This window comes from Rugamonas sp. FW305-51 (assembly GCF_058786935.1).
The window spans coordinates 19,691-36,347 of record NZ_JBYSZG010000043.1 but is presented as its reverse complement, the minus strand read 5'-3'; the positions used below and the strand labels follow the sequence as shown (position 1 = coordinate 36,347).

Genomic DNA, 16,657 nt, shown 5'->3' with positions numbered 1-16,657 from the left:
AGGGTATTTATCAGGAGTGGTTGCAACCGCAAGCGGTCGTTGAAGAATTGGCCGGTCCGTCGCCCTTGGGCGGGACCGGATCGGCGCCGCCCGCATGCCACGGGTGGCAGCGGCACAGGCGCTTGACGGTAAGCAGGCTGCCGCGCGCGGCGCCATGCACCTGCAGCGCCTCCAGCGCGTAGTTCGAACAGCTGGGATAAAAACGGCAGCGCGGCCCCAGCATGGGGCTGATGGTCAGCTGATAGGCCCGGACCAGCCAGCGCAGCAAGGTGCTCATGGCGCTTTTGGCTCCATGGCCGGCGCCAGCTTCGGCTCCGCGCCGGACGGCACGTCCGGCTGCAAGGCCGGTTGCACGTCCGATGGCAGATCCAACTGCGCCTGCGGCACCGGCGCGGCCGGCGCAGCGTGCGCCAGCCTGGCCTGCGCGGCGAACAGGCGCGCCAATTCCACCCGCAAGGCCGCTTTCAGCTTTGCAGTGGTGGCGGGACCGTCCTTGCTGTTGACCGGCTTGGCCAGGCGCACGACACAGTCGATGGCCGGCAGGCCGGTCTGGCGGAACAGTTCGCGCGTGACGCGCTTGATCGTGTTGCGCGTGACGGCGCGCGGGGCGAAACGCTTGGCCACAACGACGCCCAGCCGCGCATGCGGCAGTTGGTTCAGGCGGGTGTACAGCACGAAGTGCGCCGTTTTTTGCGAGGGGCGCAAACGAAAAACGGATGAAAATTCATCCGTTTTAACGATACGCCGAACGCGCGCGAAGTCGTGGGAACCTTCGCCTGTCGAGCCGCTTGAAATACAGCTTTCCACGCGATCAGCTAACAAGCTTTGGCTTATACAGCCAGACGCTTGCGGCCTTTTGCGCGGCGTGCGTTGAGCACATCACGGCCACCACGGGTAGCCATACGAGCGCGGAAGCCGTGCGTACGCTTGCGGCGAACGACGGAAGGTTGGTAAGTACGTTTCATGTTGGTCTCGCTAAAAAGCAAAAAAAATGCAAAATCGGGTCTGACGTCCCGTCAGTTTTTGGTGCCAATGACATTTCGCGCACCTATGCCAACTGCCACGGCACAAGCTGGGTCCATCTCATCGCCCGCTGATATCCACGCTTACTCCATATTGTCGTTCAAGTGAATAAACACGGAATACGGGCGGGGAACCCTGAATTATCAGCATTTCGATCCCGCGTGTCAACACTTCTCTGGCCCCGGCGGACGCCGGCCGCCGCGCCGCAGCAAGAAAATAAGCGTCGTGCCTGTGGATAACTTTGGCCGGCGAGAGTAGAATAGCGCGTTACGTGTGGCGAGCCCCAACGTATGCGGCCCGTTGCGGGACGCGGCGCCGGGGCAGTATCGATACGCCCTCCCACACCTTTTCACAGTAGACGATTCATGGAAAATTTCTGGCAGACCTGTTCCGCGCAGTTGGAACTGGAGCTGACGCCGCAACAATTCAGCGCGTGGATAAAACCGCTTATCCCCCTCGATTACGAGGCGGGCAAGCTGCGCGTGGCCGCGCCCAATCGCTTCAAGCTCGATTGGGTCAAGACCCAGTTCGCCAGCCGCATCACGGCGCTGGCCTGCCAGTACTGGGAAGCGCCGACGGAAGTGCAGTTCGTGCTCGATCCGCGCCTGTCCGCGCCCAAGAAGGCGGCCACCGTGGCGCCGGTGCCGGACGCCAACGGCGGCGTCCCCAGCGGCAACGCCCGCATGGCCGACCCGGTGCCCAGCGTGCCCGAGCTGCCGGCCAGCGCCGCGCCGCGCCGCGAGCAAAGCCGCATCAACACCGACCTGACCTTCGACAGCTTCGTGACCGGTAAGGCCAACCAGCTGGCGCGTGCCGCCGCGATACAGGTGGCCAACAATCCGGGCGTGTCGTACAACCCGCTGTTCTTCTACGGCGGCGTGGGCCTCGGCAAGACCCACCTGATCCACGCCATCGGCAACCAGGTGATGGCCGACCAGCCGGGCGCCAAGATCCGCTACATCCACGCCGAGCAGTACGTGCGCGACGTGGTGACGGCTTACCAGCGCAAGGGCTTCGACGACTTCAAGCATTACTACCACTCGCTCGACATGCTGCTGATCGACGATATCCAGTTCTTCGGCGGGAAGAGCCGCACGCAGGAAGAGTTCTTCTACGCGTTCGAGGCCCTGATCGCGGCGAAAAAACAGATCATCATCACCAGCGACACCTATCCAAAAGAGATCACAGGCATGGACGACCGCCTGATCTCGCGCTTCGACTCCGGCCTGACGGTGGCCATCGAACCGCCGGAACTGGAAATGCGGGTCGCCATCCTGCTGAAAAAAGCCAAGCAGGAAGGCGTGACCTTCTCGGACGACGTGGCCTTCTTCGTGGCCAAGCACCTGCGCTCGAACGTGCGCGAACTGGAAGGCGCGCTGCGCAAGATCCTGGCGTACTCACGCTTCCACGGCAAGGACATCACGATCGACATCGTCAAGGAAGCGCTGAAGGATTTGCTGTCGGTGCAGAACCGCCAGATCTCGGTGGAGAACATCCAGAAGACGGTGGCCGACTTCTTCAACATCAAGGTGGCGGACATGTACTCCAAGCGCCGGCCGGCCAACATCGCGCGGCCGCGCCAGATCGCCATGTACCTGGCCAAGGAACTGACGCAAAAGAGCCTGCCCGAGATCGGCGAGCTGTTCGGCGGACGCGACCACACCACCGTGCTGCATGCGGTACGCAAGATCGCGCTGGACCGCACCAAGAACCCGGAATGCAACCACGAACTGCATGTTTTAGAGCAGACGCTGAAGGGCTAATCAGGTCCAACGGCAGGGGCTGGCCTGGATGCCGGTTTGCCTTTATGATTTGGCAAATCGCCCGGGCGGCCTGACAGGAAGTCCACCAGGCATCCGTTGTTAAAAGAGTATCGTTAAAACTTACTATTGAGGATAAATATGCAATTGGTCAAAACCACCCGAGATACCCTTCTCCGGCCACTGCAGATCGTGAGCGGTATTGTCGAGCGTCGGCACACTATGCCGATTCTGGCCAATATCCTCATCCGCAAAGAAGGCGAAAGCGTATCGTTCCTGTCGACCGACACTGAAGTGCAGATCACGACCCACGCCGACATCGGCTCCGGCGCCGACGTGACCGGCACCACCGTGGCGGCCCGCAAGCTGCTCGACATCCTGCGCGCCCTGCCCGAAGCGGGCGACGTGACCATGACGCTGGTAAACAAGCGCCTGACGGTGCAGACCGGCAAGTCGCGCTTCGCGCTGCAGACCCTGGCCGCCGAGGAATTCCCCACCGTGCAGCAGGCCGAGAGCTACAACGCCACCGTCACCCTGCCGCAAAAGACGCTCAAGCACCTGTTCAACATGGTGCACTTCTCCATGGCCCAGCAGGACATCCGCTACTACCTGAACGGCCTGCTGCTGGTTTTGGACGGCAACAACGTGATCGCAGTGGCCACCGACGGCCACCGCCTGGCGTTCTGCCAGGTGGAGACGGAGCAGCGCTTCGAGCGCCAGGAAGTGATCATCCCGCGCAAGACCATCATCGAACTGCAGCGCCTGCTGGAAGAGAACGACGAGCCGGTGCAGCTCGACATCGCCGCCAACCAGGTCAAGCTGACCTTCGCCGACATCGAGCTGATCTCCAAGCTGGTGGAAGGCAAGTTCCCCGACTACACGCGCGTGATCCCCAAGGGCTACCACAACGAATTCACCATCGGCCGCGACGAGCTGCTGCGCTCCCTGCAGCGCGCCGCCATCATGACCAGCGATAAGTTCAAGGGCGTGCGCTGCATCATCACCCCCGGCAGCATGAAGATCAGCTCCACCAACGCCGACCAGGAAGAGGCGGTGGAAGAACTGGAAATCGACTACGGCGGCGACAGCGTGGACATCGGCTTCAACGTCACCTATCTGCTCGACGTGCTCAACAACCTGAAGTGCGACTACGTCAACATCGCGCTGGGCGACTCCAACTCGTCGGCCCTGATCTCGATCCCGGACAATGCCGACTTCAAGTACGTCGTCATGCCAATGCGGATTTGATGGTCCGCCCGCGCCGCTCCCGCCAGTGCGGGCGCGGCGCCGTCATTTTAGAAATTCCCAGTAATTCGTTATTTGAGAAAGCAGTCCATGTCCGATAGCACCCAAGAGAACGCAGTCCCGGTCAAAGTCGAAGAATACGGCGCCGCATCGATCCAGATCCTGGAAGGTCTGGAAGCGGTGCGCAAGCGGCCCGGCATGTACATCGGCGACACCTCGGACGGCACCGGCCTGCACCACCTGGTGTTCGAAGTGCTGGACAACTCGATCGACGAATCGCTGGCCGGCCACTGCACGGAAATCCACGTCACCATCCACTCGGACAACTCGATCTCCATCACCGACAACGGCCGCGGCGTGCCGACAGGCCTGAAGATGGACGACAAGCACGACCCGAAACGCAGCGCGGCCGAAATCGTCATGACCGAACTGCACGCCGGCGGCAAGTTCGACCAGAACTCGTACAAAGTGTCGGGCGGCCTGCACGGCGTGGGCGTATCGTGCGTGAACGCGCTGTCCAAGCTGCTCAAGCTCACCATCCGCCGCGACGGCAAGGTGCACTACATGGAGTTCGTCCGTGGCGTGCCGCAGAACCGCGAGATCGACGAGAAGGACGGCTTTGCCGTCTCGCCCATCAAGGTGATCGGCGAGACCGACAAGCGCGGCACCGACGTGCACTTCTGGGCCGACGAGGAAATCTTCACCCACGTCGAATTCCACTACGAGATTTTGGCCAAGCGTATCCGCGAACTGTCGTTCCTCAATAACGGCGTGAACATCAAGCTGACCGACCAGCGCACCGGCAAGGAAGAGATCTTCGCGTTCGAAGGCGGCACCCGCGGCTTTGTGGAATACATCAACAAGGCCAAGACCGTGCTGCACCCGACCGTGTTCCAGGCCACGGGCGAGCGCCTGTCGGACCAGGGCACCAACATCACGGTGGACGTCTCCATGCAGTGGAACGACGCCTACAACGAACAGGTGCTGTGCTTCACCAACAACATCCCGCAGCGCGACGGCGGCACCCACCTGACGGGCCTGCGCGCCGCCATGACGCGCGTGATCAACAAGTACATCGACGAGCAGGAATTCGCCAAGAAGGCCAAGGTCGAAATCTCCGGCGACGACATGCGCGAAGGCCTGACCTGCGTGCTGTCGGTCAAGGTGCCGGAGCCGAAGTTCTCGTCGCAGACCAAGGACAAGCTGGTGTCGTCCGAAGTGCGCGGCCCGGTCGAAGAGATCGTGGCCAAGACGCTGGCCGACTACCTGATGGAAAAGCCGAACGACGCCAAGATCATCTGCGGCAAGATCGTGGAAGCGGCGCGCGCGCGCGAAGCGGCCCGCAAGGCCCGCGACCTGACCCGCCGCAAGGGCGTGATGGACGGCCTGGGCCTGTCGGCCAAGCTGGCCGACTGCCAGGAAAAAGACCCGGCCCTGTGCGAACTGTACGTGGTCGAGGGTGACTCCGCAGGCGGCTCGGCCAAGCAAGGGCGCGACCGCAAGTTCCAGGCCATCCTGCCGCTGCGCGGCAAGGTGCTGAACGTGGAAAAGGCCCGCTTCGAAAAGATGCTGTCGTCCGAGCAGATCACCACCCTGATCGCCACGCTGGGCACCTCGATCGGACCGGACGAATTCAACATCGAAAAGCTGCGCTACCACCGCATCATCATCATGACCGATGCGGACGTCGACGGCGCCCACATCCGCACCCTGCTGCTGACACTGTTCTACCGCCAGATGCCGGAACTGGTGGAACGGGGCCACATCTACATCGCCCAGCCGCCGCTGTACAAGGTCAAGGCCGGCCGCGACGAGCGCTATTTGAAGGACGACGCGGAAGAAGCGACCTACATGATGAACGTGGCGCTCAACACGGCCGTGCTGGTGCCGCGCGAAGGCGCCGACCCGATCGTGGGCGAAGCGCTGGCCGAACTGGTACGCCAGTTCAACCTGGCCAACGTCATCATGAACCGCCTGACGCGCGTGATCGACCGCGCCGCGCTGACCGCCATCATGACGGGCGTGGTGCTGAACCTGGACACGCTGGAACAGGCCGAAGCGTCGGCCCGCGCGCTGGCCGACAACGTGGGCGAGACCAGCGTGAAGGTGACCGTGCGCTCGGACGAGCTGTCGGAGAAGCACATGCTGTGGATCGAGCGTATGCATCACGGTAATATCAAAGTGAGCTCCATCGACGCCGACTTCGTGCAGGGCGCCGACTACCAGGTGCTGGCCAACGCGGCCGCCACGTTCACGGGCCTGATCGGCGAAGGCGCCGTGGTCAGCCGCGGCGAAGGCGAGCGCACCAAGGAATCGGCCGTGGTGGACTTCCACCACGCGATGCAGTGGCTGCGCGACGAGGCGGAGCGCGTGGTGTCCAAGCAGCGCTACAAGGGTCTGGGCGAGATGAATCCGGATCAGCTGTGGGAAACCACGATGGACCCGACCGTGCGGCGCTTGCTGAAGGTGCAGATTGAGGATGCGATTGCGGCGGATCAGATCTTCACTACCTTGATGGGGGATGATGTGGAGCCGCGTAGGGCGTTTATTGAGAATAATGCGCTGCGGGCGGGGAATATTGACGTTTAATCGATAGTGTAGCGGGAACCATAACCTGAGATTTTGGGAAGTATCTATTGAGATTCTTATTGGATGATACGTCTCGATAGTTCGGCATGCAAAACGGCCACCTCATCGAGGTGGCCGTCTGTTTTTGTCGGCTAGCAGAGCTGGCCATGCACAACGGAATAAGTACATTTGACGTAGAAGCAACAACCTGTTCATCCACTTACATGTTTAGACTGAAGATGTACCCCGCCAAGAACGGCGATGCATTCCTTGTTGACGCCGGAGGAACGTACCTCCTCATTGATGCTGGCTTCGCGAGTACCTACCAAGACTTCATTGCGGCGGACTTGGCGCAGCTTGCAAAGGAGGGAGGTCGACTCAACTTGGCCGTCTGCACACACATCGACGCCGACCACGTCGGCGGCCTTCTTGAGTTCTTCTCCGGCAACGGCACTCCTGCCAAACGAGGCATTGAGGTCGACGCTGTTTGGCACAACAGCCTGCGGTCGTTACCTGCCCCGCCCCTAGAGCCTGAGGGCTTTCAAGACCGCATGGTTCTTGAAGCGATTCGGCGGCGTGGATTTCCGAGAGCGCCGACATCCTCGCCAAATCCTATAAGCGCTCAACAAGGAAGTTCGCTCGCCAAGCTCCTTCGACAGCATGGCTACAATTGGAACTCGGGGCACGGCTCGAGCTGCATCAGTGAAGGTGACGAAATTACATTGCCAGGTGATGTGACCGTCCACGTCCTCGGGCCTACGACCGCACGTCTCGAAGAACTGCGCAAGCTGTGGCTGAGAGAGGTCCGAAAACTTGGCTACAAGGGTTCATCTCAGCCCAGTGACCTCATTGACGACGCCTATGAGATGTGGTGCGCCAGGATGCCAGCCCCTTCCATTCCTCGGGCCACGCCCATAGCAGCCAACGGAAGTTTGCGACTCGTAGAAGTCTACGCGCCAGACACCTCCGTTTCGAACGGCAGCTCCATCGCATTCATCATCTCCACGGGAAACAAGCGAGTTCTCTTCCTTGGCGATGCCTGGGCTGAAGATGTCGCAGCAAGGCTGCGGTCGCTTCACACGCCGACTACGCCCATCATTTTTGATGCTATCAAGGTTTCGCACCACGGGAGCTTGCACAACACTAGCGTAGACCTTCTGTCGCTTGCAGATTCGCCCTGCTTTCTCATCTCATCCGATGGGACCCGCCATGGCCATCCGGACTTCGAAGTGCTAGCCGAAATCGTGGACCGGCCGGCGCCATTCAAGAGGCACCTATTTTTCAACTACGAAACCGCTGCGTCCAAGCGGCTTGAATCACACACATCAAAGTCCGGCGCCGCCTTCAGCGTCCATATGGCAAAGGACGATTGGATTCAACTATGGGATAGCAACTATGACTGAAGACGAAATCAAGCAGGCGACGTGCCAAGTCATTGGCAAAGACGAGTCCGGGACTGGATGGCTTATCAAGACGGACCTCGTTCTCACGGCATATCACTGCGTCGAAACCGCAGTACGTGCTGGCGAACCCATCATTGTTCGGTTTGGGGTTGGCTCATCCACATTTGAACATACGGTGGTCGTTGGTCCGCATGATGAAGACCTTGATGTTTGCCTGCTGCAGCTATCTACCTCGCTCAGCGTCGAACCCATACCCATTGACGCCAATGGCCTGCGTCCCGGCGAAAAGTGGTTTGCATTTGGCTACCCGACAGTGAAGTTACAGCTAGGTCATGTCGTCAAAGGCGAGATTCAGCAAGTGTTGCCCGAACGAGTGCATGGTGTAGACCTGGACCTGTCTGTAGAGCCAGGAACGCATCTGTCGGCCTACCAGGGGCTTTCCGGCTCTGCGTTCATGGTCGGTGCGGTCTGCAAAGGCCTACTTCGACTCAACATAGACAGTGCCCTTGGGGCCTTAAGTCTTTCGAGGCTGAAGCCCTTCCTAGGGGCGAACGGCCTGCTACCTGACGAGCAGACTGAAAACGAAGACTCCGGACCAATCGGAGCGCGGCCAGCGTTTGACGCACTCTTCGAGTCTGCCATCGTCAACAAGCGCGGTGGATACATCTTTGTGGATGGCTCGCACGGCGTCGGCAAGTCTACGTTTTGCCAACAATTCAAGCCAGAGTCACCAAAGCTGGATAGGCTCGGGGTGTACCAGTTTACGGAGCGTGCCAGAGGCTCAACGCCAGCGCACCAAGCTCAACCAGAGGTTTTCTTCGACTGGGCAAACTCCCTGCTCTCCATAAGGGCAACGGGCAAGCCAGCCAGATTGATGGAGCTTTCGTACAGTCAGCTCATTGGGAAAACCGACGAGGTACTCCAATCTTTGGCGAGGCGCTGTGCGAAGGCGGGAAAGGTGGGCGTGCTCTTCATCGACGGTATAAATGAGGCTGCCGCTGCAGGCGAAGAAACCCTAAAACGATTCGTCAATCTGCTGCCGCAAAAGGTGCCTGACGGCTTGGTGGTGGTCATCACCGGCGTCGGACTGGATTCAATTGCTAACAGCCTCGGGACAATCCTTCAGGGTGCGGAACGTTTGACGCTCCCCACCCTTGACCGCGACATCCAATACGGAGTTTGTGTCAAATTTCTCGACAGGGACAAGGCCACGACGGAAATCGTAGCGACCCTTTGCGACCGAGCAATGGGACACCCGCTCTACCTTAGATACCTCGCCGACCTGGTTAACAGCGGCGCCACCGAGGTTGATATTGCCGAGTTGCCCGTGTTCAGCGGCTCCATTCAGGACTACTACGAGACCATATGGGCCAAGCTTGTGCCCAACGCCGACGTCGTCAACTTGCTTGGCATCATTGCTCGCCTGCGCTGGGGTATCCCGGCTATCAATTTGGCAAGCTTTCTGACCCCTGCCGAATCGAGCGTATTCCCCTCAACGCTCCTCCGGGTACGGCATCTGCTTGGCAACCCCGAAAACACTGCTATTTATCATCCGTCATTCTCCGAGTTCGTCGTCCACAAGACATCACCCATCGGCGAATGGGTGCACGCGCGTTTGGCAGGCTTTTGCAGCGCGACGGAGAGCGGCGATTATGGAGTTCTGAACAAGGTCTACCACGGGCTGAGGGGCGGTCGAGAGCCTCTGCTGGTGGCCATTCAAGGCTGTCAGCAGGCATGGATTGACGACTCTGTGCTGCTCGGCGCAGAGCCAGACGTCCTGCTTATGGATATTGATGAGACCCTCGCTGCGGCTACCAGTGTCGGGACAGCAACTGACATCGTTCGCTTGCTGCTTCTTTCCCAGCGTCTAACCTTTCGGTACAACACCCTGTTCGTACAGTCAGCTGAGCTCGTGGCTCTGGCACTCATCTCACTCGGGAAAACTAAGAGCGCGCTTCGACACGTCATCCGAAACGGTCGCCTTGTCGTCTCGGCGGATGAAGCTTTCGCCGTGGCAAACGCCTTGACGCAGCAGGGTAGTCCTGAGCAGGCTCTAGTAGTTTTAGAGCTTGTTCAGCGTGAAATAAATGCAGTCTTTGAAAAACTACGCTCCGAGAACGGTGTCAGCACTCGAGAGCTGCTCGGTGCAGTGGACCGTCGGTTGCATGCTTTTTCGCTTGCACAAGTCGCAGGTGACGACCCACCGTTCACCAGATTCCTTCGCGCCATCAACGAAGGCATCCTGCGCCACCCCGATAGCAATTTCTCGCCAGATGAGGGGGACGAAGTGCTTCGGCAGTTGACAGGCGAGCTGACGGGCGCGCGGCTTTGCCTCAAAGGCGACTATCAACCTTTTCTGGAGCTAGGCGTGCCGGGCGAGGTGGACTTGCGCAATCAACTGCTTAGCTTTCTGCAGACCCTGGCGCATGCCGGACTACACTCGGTGCACTACGGAGTCGCGCTTAAGCGCGAGATGGTTGACCTCGTGCTCTCGGACGTCGCGAGAGCTATCGGCGCACCTTTGCGGGCCGAGGACCGACGGTTTGTATTCACAAACGCCTTGATTGAAGCGGGTGCGGCTCCCAGCCTCGTTGAGACGTACTCTGTAGGCGTAGATATGGGCGACGGGACGCTTGCCTTCTACGAGAAGAATCGAGCGGCCCCTGACGAAGCCATCTTTGAGGATGCGATTCTGCGCCTTCGAGCATCCTCGTTCCTTGAGAATGAATATGCCGAGCCTTCCGTTAGATTGCCAACCACCGAGGATTGGGAGGGGGCGCTCGAGGTCATCGCACGAGCCGTTGCATGGTGCGACGGCAAGGGCCGGAGAGCCATGGCGGCAAAAGACCAAGCTGGCCTGGACGCCGTTTGGTCGTTTGTAGCCGATACCCTTCTTCCTTGCTTCGCGTTCAAGCTCGAATCGCGTATCCAATGGGATTCAAGCTATTTCATTCCGGAAACCGTTGTTCCGCCTCTATACCGGCGCGTCGCAAAGCTTGTGCTTGACTGTTTCCCGGCGAAAGCAGCGGTCTTGCTTGACGCTATTGAGCGGGGGTTCGACGTACAGCTTGGCCTCTACAACGAAGGGTTTCGGCAGGCGCTCCAACAGGTGCTGCGCCTCTTCATCGAGCGCGGTCCCGAAGGGCCATACACAGACAAGGTCTTCTCGCTCCTATTGCTCTGGAGGGACTACGTCGCAGAGAACGTGGAGAACAGGTTTGAGCTCGTACCAGAGCTTCTGCAAATTGTCCCGCTGCTGACTAGGCTCAAGGCGCCCGAGGAGGCGCTTAGAACCTATAAATCGGTGCTGTCATTCTCGATGGGGCCGAGCTGGTACAAGGAAGACCAGCTTTCCATGATGACCGGCATCTTGGAGACGCTACCCGCCGCGTCGCCCGTTCAGGATTCGTCACTCGCCGAAATCGCCGGCCTTTTGGAGCGTGCCACGGGGGAGATAACGTTTCAACGATTTGTCCGTGCCGACAAAGGCAATTTCATCGGACAGCTCTGCCGTCGGTCGCTTTTCGCGGATGCAGTCAGATACTTCCAACATCAGAGCTGTGGAACTACCGACGAGTTGTTTGCGCAGGCGACGAGTGGCAACCTCGACCGCGTCTCGCCCCTTGTTGGTATGCGGTTCCCGGGGGCAGCGCTGGAGGAGCAGACCGCCCTGCTCGCGCTGTTGCGCCACACCCGTGAACAGGCGAGCTGGCAGTTGCGTTGGGCACTCCTTGAGGTCTACCAACACGGCGACGAGCGGCACTTGACAGACTGGGGGCGAGAGTACGCCGCCATCATCTCGGAACTTGTCAATAGCCCTGACGACCTAGTGCTGGTAAAGGCCCGGGTCCGCTCGATTGCAGACTCGTTGAACACTGAGCGAGCATGGCTGATGTTAAGGACCCTTGTGTCAAACCTGCCGCAGGACCTTCGCCCCGACTTCGCGAGCCTCTTAGATGAGGTGAGGTCCAACCTCGACGAGCGTCAGATTGAACAGCTGACATCGAGTTTCGGTCTTCGCCATGAGCAAAATGACAGAGACGAGACGTCGAGACTTGAAGCCGGCACCAATAAGCCGACCGATGATGGCGCCGAGGCGGATGCCGAGGATGACCACCTATTCATGCCGGGCACGTTTGGCAAACGTTCAGCAGTAAGGGACGCCCATACTCAAATTGAGAGAGCACGCGCACAGCTGAACCGACGCAATTTTTCGGCGGCGACTCAAGAGTGCATCGGGGCACTTCAGACGCTGCAGGCAGGAGGATGGTCGGTTTGGTCGGACAGTCATGCCGGCCGTGACGCTGACCAACTCATCAACGAACAAGTGCAGAACGCTGATGAGCTCGCCAGACTGTATGGACCACTGGCCCTTGACGAGCGCCATACGCAACGCTGGGCGATTGCATCCCACCTAATATCTCTGGTTGGGAAAAAGGCTGACACATCCCAGCAGACGGCACTCCTAGTGCTAGCCATTGACCACGTCAGACAAATCCTGGGCGAAGCTTCATCAGCGCCGTTCTCCTACATCGGTAACTCTGCGGCTGGTGCTGCATCTGAGCCCCTGCTTGAACTCTTGCTTTGGACGTTAGACCATCCGGCTTGGGAACGCCGTGACAGCGGAGCCGCCATGGTGCTGTGGATTGCCCGTACGAACGGAGATTGGTTCTCAAAACTCGCCCGTCTTGCTGTTTCGATGGACAGACGGAACCGGGCAGATATCGCTTCTGCGACGCTGGACATCCTCTCCCGTGAAGACTCAGTGGGGTTGTGGCAACGCATCGAGCCGCACATTGAGCTTGCACGGGTTCTCGAGCAGTGTCGGCATGTGGGCCGGTTCACGACGTTCATGCGAATTGCTGAGCGTGCGAGCAAGCGTGATATCGACTCGGCAATGACTGCCTTCAAGACGCTGCAAGAGCGATTCCCTGAGGAGGCCCCCATTCCCACTCCTGCTGCAGACATCGAGCTGCCAAGTTTTGTACCGCCGTCTCTGCGCATGCTTTGGCGGGATTTGTCCCGACTAGGTATTCTTACAGACGACTCTCTGAAAGCGTTCAGCGCTCAGATGGTCGACTCCTGTTTGCCGCTGACAGTCGAGATGGCCTGCTCGTTAGAATCGCTTGTCGCGGAGGGCGGGCGAGAAGACCCGAATCTTCCGACCGGCCGTTGGGCATCAACCGTTCGCCATGCGCTCAACACCGCTCTCTTTCTGCCCATGCCTGGCAGTAAGCTCAGAAGGGCCGAATCCTTGCTCAGGGCCTACAATCCAGAGAGTCTCCTGGAACCCGAGAACGGAAGGAACCTGCTGACCAGCCTCGTGGCGTGCGTTGAAAGCGGCAGAGAACGAAACTACCTGCCGACATATGAAGGCTTGGTCTTCCTGGATTTCCAATGCCTCCTTGAAATTGGGCATCGTACCGTTCAAGTGGAGCTTACCTCGCACCTCGCGTCTCCTTGGCAGCCACAGCCGGTACGACCTACTCCACCCACCTTCAAGGCGACCGAGCTGCCCCATCCGGGACCCGATGAGCCCATAGCTGTCTGTGGCAGAGTCCTGCCGACCATTGCTTACTTCGGTTCAGTTAGTCCGGCTATTCCAACGCCTCGATTTCTACAGCTTGTGAGGGCTCAGGCGTCCAAGACCGTTCGGTACCATTGGAGAGATGGAAGCACTGTGACGAGCTTGGCCTCAAGTCGACGGCACGAGACCGCTTTACTTGCAATTCAGCGAGAAGCGCTTACATTGCCGGAAGGCTGGCAAATGCAATGGATTCTGCGAGTCAATGGTAAAGTCCGAGCGGTACTTCACAAATTCTAGAGGACAACGACTGTATGTTTACGCCTATGCACACGCCCTCCACTAGGGCCGAGTTTGAAGAACGCATGAACTATGCGCGGGAACAACTGATAAACGGGAAGATGCATTTCGCCAAGGGCCTTCGAGGCCCAGATAGTCTGCTCAATGTACGCCACCTTCCAAACCGTCGAATTGACCTTCTCAGTATCGACGAGATGGCACGGCTGACCGCAAATCAGGTCTATCAGATGCGCAACATGGATTTCGGCGAAATGCTCTTGGATGACAAAGGGCGGTAAGCAGCGGCTTGTCGCCGTGGTGCCGCTCTCCGTCCAGTTCCGCGCCTACTAATTGTTCGGTGCACTGCGGTAGAAGCTGGTCTAACTCTTCGAGTGCAAATGAGCGAGCGCCAAACCCTCTCATCTGGTTTGGGCTCAACGCACTGACTTTATCAGTCATGTGCACATTGCCATCATTCGCTCGAAATGATGTTTGTCGGACCACTTCAGCATATCTAGTACGTCGCGTAGGACAGATGGCGCCTCTGAAAGCAACGACTCGCTTTCATGGTCTCCAACAATGTTGGATGTATGTGAATATGTGTCCAGGAAACGGGAAATTCGCGTGGTCTTCGGGCCGTCGTATTTGAGCTCATCCAAACGTTGAATCATGGATTCACGACCGGGAACCTTAAACGCCAGAAAGGACTCAACCAAACGTCTGGCAAGATTCGGCAGTTCATAATAATCTTGCATCGGCACGTTATTCGGCAAAGAGCTCGCGTCGACCACCCGCCGGAAGAGATAGTGATATTCCGACTCGAAATTCTTTAGAAGCGGGTCCATCTCCTGAATCGATGAGCTACGGATTCTATCTTGCGTGACGGCTCGTAGCGTGAAAAATCTCGATTCTTTCTTGGGCAAGTGCTGGAACCAATTTTTGACCAGCCGGAGAAAAGTGAAATTGTGCGTCAGCACAAAGAGCTGGCCCGCACCGACGAGCTTACGCTTCATAAATCCGAAGGCACTGTATATTGCATTGGAATCGAGGCTTGAGATTGGGTCATCTACGACAACGATGCCGTTGGCGAGGTTAAATGACCGGTCATCAAGCGATTTCAGAAAATAAAGGAATGCAATCGCAGTTCGTTCCCCTTCGCTCAGATGCATAGCGACGTTGCCGCGGCGGACCACGCGGTAACCGGTTTCCTCTGCCGCAACCTGTATTTCGTCATGTCCAAGGTATGTCACAAGGTCGTGGTTCAGTTCATCAGCTGAGCGCCGATGCTCCAAGATTTCCGATTCCAGCCGTTGAGCCTCTTTATCTACTTTCGTCTTCTCGGCGCTAGCCTCGACCGCGTTCGACTTTGCATCCTCAAACTCGGACTGCTTTTGCTGCCACTCTGCAAGAACGCTAGCGAGCTCGTTTTCGCGCAAACGGTCACGAGCCTTACTAACCTCTTCGGCGAACGAGTTTGTTTTTTTGTTATGCTTCTCGATAACATTTTTCAGATTCTTAAGCGCAGACTTTCCAACGAATTCGCCGATAATTGCGGCCCCACCCGTGCCAAGTATTTCGAAAAATCGCCGCATCGTTGATTTGTTCGCGTCCGGCACGCCGTCACCACCGAGAATCACATCCTCAAGGTCAAGTGCCTCGAAAACATGCTCTTGCTTGAAACGGAGTGCTGATGCAAGTGCCGTCAGCGTGCTGCTGACGTTTTTTAAGTGCAAATCGAGCTGGCCTAATGCTTGCGCATACTCCTCCTGAAGGTCTGGGTACAACCCCGTGGCTTTGGGCAAAGCAGACATTGACACCGACTGGGCTGCACTTTCAGCCCGTTGACTTAACGCCTTCAACGATTCAGTGAAACGACGAAATTCGTCATTGAAGTGGCCTTCGAGCTGCCGCAAACGCGCCGGAGCCAATGGTTGTTGGCAAAATTCGCAATTTGGTGAGTCGCCATTATGTGTATGGAGAGCCAGACCTGCTCTAGCCCAGGTTGCTAACGATGGATTTGATGCAAGGATGTCGATGACCTGCGATGCGACTGTCTGTTGAAGCGCGTTCCGTACCTCCGCATAGAGTTCACTGACATCCGGGAAGGTAATTTCGGAAACTGACACATGAGGTAACGGCATGGCTCCCTTCAGTCCCATGTCTCTCCTGTACTCGGAATCAGAGAGCTGTGGTTTAGGTGACTGCTGGTGCGAACCAATATCTCGGCGAAAATCTCCAGCGTTGTAATTGTTAAACTTGCCACCCTCCGCGACGAGGAGATTCTTAATCGTTCGCGCTGTTGTTGTTGCGAAATCATCAAGAGACTTTGAAGCACGCCGTTCATGCTCGCGTGCCTCCTCTACTCGTCTGGCAAGCTCTGGCAATTTAGCCTTCAAGGCGTTGAGTTGCCCCTGCTTTTCTGCGCTATCCTCCCCGAATACGTATACCGGCGGCAATTGTGAATTGGCACCTCCCAAACTTTCGAACACACTCCTAGCGACGGTCGCGTGATTGAATACACGGACCTGAGGCAGCGCATTTGCTTTGGACAACACACTTCCAGAAACCCGATTCCCACCAAATATGAAGTCTATCTGTCCCTCTGGTATATCGGAATGAACCTGGAGCGCCTTGAACAAGCTAGACAGCGTGGTTTTACCGCTCCCATTCCAACCGTAAAGGAGGTTGTAGCGTCCAAATCCTTCGAGGTCACGAGGCCACGAAAAGTCCTTGAATATTCTGTAGTCCCGAATCTTGTCTAAGCGCTCGAGCCGCATCTTCTCTCCTCATGTGCCTCTTTAGTATTGCTGCCCCCCGGACACAATCCTGAATTTTCTGGCCAACCAGGTGCCGGG

At 58.1% G+C, this 16,657-nt stretch carries 9 protein-coding genes and 1 pseudogene; 6 read left to right on the top strand and 4 right to left on the bottom strand.

What is annotated here, in order from left to right; genetic code table 11:
- Window positions 1–10: 10 nt before the first annotated feature.
- The 3 genes and pseudogenes from yidD to rpmH form a co-directional block, all read right to left on the bottom strand.
- Window positions 11–277 carry a membrane protein insertion efficiency factor YidD gene (yidD, locus tag AC3WOS_RS22935; protein ID WP_492718865.1) on the bottom strand — a complete coding sequence of 89 codons (267 nt, stop codon included), beginning with the start codon at window positions 275–277 and terminating at the stop codon, window positions 11–13.
- Between the two features lie 140 nt (window positions 278–417).
- Window positions 418–795, bottom strand: a pseudogene (gene rnpA / locus AC3WOS_RS22930) (ribonuclease P protein component); the annotation flags it as partial.
- 35 nt (window positions 796–830) lie between these two features.
- Window positions 831–965, bottom strand: coding sequence for a 50S ribosomal protein L34 (gene rpmH, locus AC3WOS_RS22925; RefSeq protein ID WP_010401996.1), 135 nt, complete (start codon window positions 963–965; stop codon window positions 831–833).
- Window positions 966–1,388: 423 nt separating this feature from the next.
- Between rpmH and dnaA the strand changes: the two genes are divergently transcribed.
- The 6 genes from dnaA to avs1c all read left to right on the top strand — a co-directional run bounded on the left by dnaA (window position 1,389) and on the right by avs1c (window position 14,101).
- The gene (dnaA, locus tag AC3WOS_RS22920; RefSeq protein ID WP_182151885.1) at window positions 1,389–2,786 is read left to right on the top strand and encodes a chromosomal replication initiator protein DnaA; all 1,398 of its coding nucleotides are present in this window, start codon (window positions 1,389–1,391) and stop codon (window positions 2,784–2,786) included.
- Between the two features lie 138 nt (window positions 2,787–2,924).
- Complete coding sequence (gene dnaN / locus AC3WOS_RS22915) at window positions 2,925–4,031, top strand: DNA polymerase III subunit beta (RefSeq protein ID WP_492718863.1); 1,107 nt, start codon at window positions 2,925–2,927, stop codon at window positions 4,029–4,031.
- An 87-nt stretch (window positions 4,032–4,118) separates the two neighbouring features.
- Window positions 4,119–6,617 carry a DNA topoisomerase (ATP-hydrolyzing) subunit B gene (gene gyrB, locus AC3WOS_RS22910; RefSeq protein WP_492718861.1) on the top strand — a complete coding sequence of 833 codons (2,499 nt, stop codon included), beginning with the start codon at window positions 4,119–4,121 and terminating at the stop codon, window positions 6,615–6,617.
- An 86-nt stretch (window positions 6,618–6,703) separates the two neighbouring features.
- Window positions 6,704–7,999: an AVAST type 1 anti-phage system MBL fold metallo-hydrolase Avs1a gene (avs1a, locus tag AC3WOS_RS22905; protein WP_492718860.1), complete on the top strand. Its 1,296-nt coding sequence runs from the start codon at window positions 6,704–6,706 to the stop codon at window positions 7,997–7,999.
- A complete protein-coding gene (gene avs1b / locus AC3WOS_RS22900) occupies window positions 7,992–13,823 on the top strand; it encodes an AVAST type 1 anti-phage system protease Avs1b (RefSeq protein ID WP_492718859.1) in 5,832 nt (1,943 codons plus the stop codon). The genes avs1a and avs1b overlap by 8 nt, the downstream gene beginning before the upstream one ends.
- Window positions 13,824–13,837: 14 nt before the next feature.
- Window positions 13,838–14,101 (top strand): AVAST type 1 anti-phage system protein Avs1c, encoded by a 264-nt coding sequence (avs1c, locus tag AC3WOS_RS22895; protein ID WP_492718857.1) that lies wholly within the window; start codon window positions 13,838–13,840, stop codon window positions 14,099–14,101.
- Between the two features lie 156 nt (window positions 14,102–14,257).
- On the opposite strand, the gene AC3WOS_RS22890 is transcribed toward avs1c, so the two are convergent.
- Window positions 14,258–16,579 carry an AAA family ATPase gene (locus tag AC3WOS_RS22890; protein ID WP_492718855.1) on the bottom strand — a complete coding sequence of 774 codons (2,322 nt, stop codon included), beginning with the start codon at window positions 16,577–16,579 and terminating at the stop codon, window positions 14,258–14,260.
- Between the last annotated feature and the right edge of the window lie 78 nt (window positions 16,580–16,657).

Coding starts and splice junctions, on each gene's coding strand:
- AC3WOS_RS22890 (WP_492718855.1), bottom strand. CDS start 16,579: ATGCGGCTCGAGCGCTTAGACAAGATTCGGGACTACAGAATATTCAAG.
- avs1b (WP_492718859.1), top strand. CDS start 7,992: ATGACTGAAGACGAAATCAAGCAGGCGACGTGCCAAGTCATTGGCAAA.
- avs1c (WP_492718857.1), top strand. CDS start 13,838: ATGTTTACGCCTATGCACACGCCCTCCACTAGGGCCGAGTTTGAAGAA.
- avs1a (WP_492718860.1), top strand. CDS start 6,704: ATGCAAAACGGCCACCTCATCGAGGTGGCCGTCTGTTTTTGTCGGCTA.
- yidD (WP_492718865.1), bottom strand. CDS start 277: ATGAGCACCTTGCTGCGCTGGCTGGTCCGGGCCTATCAGCTGACCATC.
- gyrB (WP_492718861.1), top strand. CDS start 4,119: ATGTCCGATAGCACCCAAGAGAACGCAGTCCCGGTCAAAGTCGAAGAA.
- dnaN (WP_492718863.1), top strand. CDS start 2,925: ATGCAATTGGTCAAAACCACCCGAGATACCCTTCTCCGGCCACTGCAG.
- dnaA (WP_182151885.1), top strand. CDS start 1,389: ATGGAAAATTTCTGGCAGACCTGTTCCGCGCAGTTGGAACTGGAGCTG.
- rpmH (WP_010401996.1), bottom strand. CDS start 965: ATGAAACGTACTTACCAACCTTCCGTCGTTCGCCGCAAGCGTACGCAC.